The organism is Luteibacter sp., from assembly GCF_051958795.1.
GTDB lineage: Bacteria > Pseudomonadota > Gammaproteobacteria > Xanthomonadales > Rhodanobacteraceae > Luteibacter.
In genome coordinates this window covers 1-2,916 of the sequence record NZ_JBQCFT010000134.1, presented here as the reverse complement: position 1 = coordinate 2,916, position 2,916 = coordinate 1, and the positions used below count along the sequence as shown (strand labels likewise).

Annotated in this window: 4 protein-coding genes; 1 reads left to right on the top strand and 3 read right to left on the bottom strand. The window is 66.1% G+C overall.

Annotation, left to right across the window (positions count from 1 at the left end):
• Positions 1-60 precede the first annotated feature (60 nt).
• From ACTHLF_RS07560 to surE, 3 genes are read right to left on the bottom strand one after another with little or no spacing between them, the layout of a single operon-like run.
• Complete coding sequence (locus ACTHLF_RS07560) at positions 61-669, bottom strand: YqaA family protein (RefSeq protein ID WP_440326244.1); 609 nt, start codon at positions 667-669, stop codon at positions 61-63.
• 29 nt (positions 670-698) lie between these two features.
• On the bottom strand, positions 699-1,334 hold the full coding sequence (locus tag ACTHLF_RS07555) for a protein-L-isoaspartate(D-aspartate) O-methyltransferase (RefSeq protein WP_440326246.1): 636 nt from the start codon (positions 1,332-1,334) through the stop codon (positions 699-701).
• Between the two features lie 49 nt (positions 1,335-1,383).
• Positions 1,384-2,166, bottom strand: a complete 783-nt coding sequence (gene surE / locus ACTHLF_RS07550; protein WP_440326243.1) for a 5'/3'-nucleotidase SurE — start codon at positions 2,164-2,166, stop codon at positions 1,384-1,386.
• Between the two features lie 116 nt (positions 2,167-2,282).
• Between surE and ACTHLF_RS07545 the strand changes: the two genes are divergently transcribed.
• On the top strand, positions 2,283-2,825 hold the full coding sequence (locus ACTHLF_RS07545) for a Smr/MutS family protein (RefSeq protein WP_440326241.1): 543 nt from the start codon (positions 2,283-2,285) through the stop codon (positions 2,823-2,825).
• The last annotated feature ends 91 nt before the right edge of the window (positions 2,826-2,916 follow it).

Sequence of the window (2,916 nt, the reverse complement as noted above, 5' to 3'; positions counted from 1 at the left end):
CCATCGCGGCATAAGCCAACGAGCGCAGCAGGCGAACCACGGATGTCCTATTTGGGTCGCTCATCGCAGCAGGAACCACCAGGCAGCCAGGAGGATGATCGCTACGATAACAGCCCAGCCGATCCACTCGATGTGTTTACGCAGCATCTGCTCCGCCCGTTCACCGAAGATACGGACGAGCAAGGCCAGCAGCCACACCCGCTTGCCGCGGCCGATGAGCATGCACAGCAGGAACGGGAGGATGGGCACGCCGACGATGCCAGAGGCCCAGGTGACGAACTTCATCGGCACGACCGGCTGCAGCGCGGCCATCGCCAGCACGATGTAGAGGCCCAGCGAATGGGACTGCATGTCCTTCTGCAGGTTGGCCACGCCCACCTGGATGGGTGCCAGCAGATGCATCGATTCCAGCAGCGGCTTCAGGGCTTCGTAGGCGAAGTGCCCAAGCGCATAGCCCACGAGCGAACCGAGCAGTGAGAACAGCAGGCTCCAGTTCGCGTAGCGGAAGGCCTTCTTCGGCTCGGCCAGCATCATCGGCGCGAGCATGACCTCGGGCATGATCGGAAAGATGAAGGCTTCGGCGAAGGAGAGCCCGGCCAGGTAACGCACGGCATGGCGGTGGCGCGCCCAGGTAATGGCACGCTCGTAAAGTGATCCGAACAGCCGCATTCAGCGGACTCCCTTGCGTGGAAGGCGCATCAGCCGATGCCACCGAGAAGCGGGACAAAACTGACCGCGCCGAGTTCTTCGCGAATGACCTCACCATGCTCGTCCTTGCGCAGGCGCACGAGCACCTGCTGGCTGGGGCTCCCGACGGGCGCGACGAGGACGCCACCCGGCTTGAGCTGGTCGAGCAATTGGGTAGGGATGCGATCGCCGGCGGCCGTGAGGATGATGCCGTCAAACGGGGCGTCCGACGGCCAGCCCAGCTTGCCGTCGTCGTGGCGCGAGCGCAGGTTTTCAATGCCGAGCTGGCGGAAGCGCCGGCGCGCCTGGCGCAGCAGCTCCTCGATGCGCTCCACGGTGTAGACGGTGGGCACCACGCCGGCCAGCACCGCGGCCTGGTATCCGGAGCCGGTGCCGATTTCGAGCACGCGTTCCGGAATCCCGTGCTCGATCAGCGCCTCGGTCATGCGGGCGACGATCCACGGCTGCGAAATGGTCTGGCCGTGACCGATCGGGAGCGCAGTGTTTTCGTAAGCGCGCGAGTGCAGCGCCTGGTCGATGAAATGATGGCGCGGCAACTGGCGAATCACTTCCAGCACGCGCTCGTCGCGGATGCCCTCTTCCGCCAGCTTCGCGGCAAGGCGGTCGCGGGCGCGTTGCGAAGTCATGCCTTCACCGCGCAACGCGGACGGCGGCAGGGCGTGCAGGTTCACCACGTCAGGCCGCCTCCTCGTCTTCCATCCCGGCGGAGAGCGCCAGCATCCAGCTGCTCACCTTCTCCAGTGCCTGGAAGCGCGTAAGGTCGGTGTGGATCGGTGAAACCGACACGTAACCGCGGCTCACCGCGTTGAAATCGGTACCCGGCCCCTCGTCATCCACCTTACCCGGGGGGCCGATCCACCACATGGTGCGGCCGCGCGGATCTTCCGTACGGATGGCGGGAGCCGAGCGATGCCGCTTGCCGAGGCGGGTCACCTCGAAACCGCGGATCTCGTCCCACGGCAGGTCCGGCACGTTCACGTTCAGGATGGTATCGGCCGGCAGCGGATCGACGACAAGGCGGCGCACCAGCATGAGCACGGCGTTCGCGGCTGATTCGAAATGCTGGCCGGAGCCTTCCTTCGTGACCAGCGAAACGGCGATCGCGGGCAGGCCGAGGAAGCGCCCTTCCATCGCGGCTGACACCGTCCCGGAATAGATGACGTCATCGCCAAGGTTCGCGCAGTTGTTGATCCCGGATACGACGATATCGATGTCGTGATCGAGCAAACCGGAAAGCGCGAGGTGCACGCAATCGGTCGGTGTGCCGGCGACGCGGTAGCGGCCGTCGTCCAGCCGGTGGACGCGAATGGGCGCGTCGAGCGTGAGCGAGTTGCTTGCGCCGGAGCGGTCGCGGTCGGGCGCCACCACGGTCACTGTGCCGAACCCGGCAAGACGCTCGGCCAGCACCCGGATGCCGGGAGCCTCCACGCCGTCGTCGTTGCTAACCAGAACTTGCATGCTGATCCAGATCGAAAAACGGGGCTGGCGGCCCCATATCCAACCCGGGCCGCACGACTCCCCAAGTCTACCGGAGCGAGGCGCGGGATTCACCGGAACAGGCTAGGATGGACTTCATGAAACGACGCAGTCCCTCGGTACATGACGACGACAGCCGCCTGTTCCGGGAGGCGATCGGCGACGTGCGGCCCGTCGCAGCGGCGGAAGTCGAGCCTGAACGGCCCCGCCCTGCCCCGATTCCGTTCATGCGCGATGCGGACGAAGCCGCCGTGCCGGCCGATTCCATGCTGTTCGATTACGACCCCGCCGATCTCGAAGTGGGTGAAGAATTATCGTATCTGCGCGACGGCTATCCGCCGAAATTGCTGAAGCAACTGAAGCGCGGGCAGTTCAGCATCCAGGCCGACGTGGACCTGCACCAGATGAACGCCGCGGCGGCCCAGTTGACCATCGCCGAGTTCCTGGCCGATTGCCACCGCGATGGCGTGCGTTGCGTAAGGATCATCCACGGCAAGGGCCTGCGCTCGAAAGCCGCCGGCCCCGTGCTGAAGGGGCTCACGGACAAATTGCTACGGCGGCGTGACGATGTCGTCGCCTTTGCATCGGCCAGGCCGGCGCAGGGCGGCACCGGTGCCGTCGTGGTCCTGCTCAAGGCCTGAAGGTCTTTCTGTGGGAGCGCGCGTGCGCGCGGTATCCCCGCGCGGCCCGCACCCAGAGCGCGCCACCCCGCGCCCACGGGTCGGGTGGCCC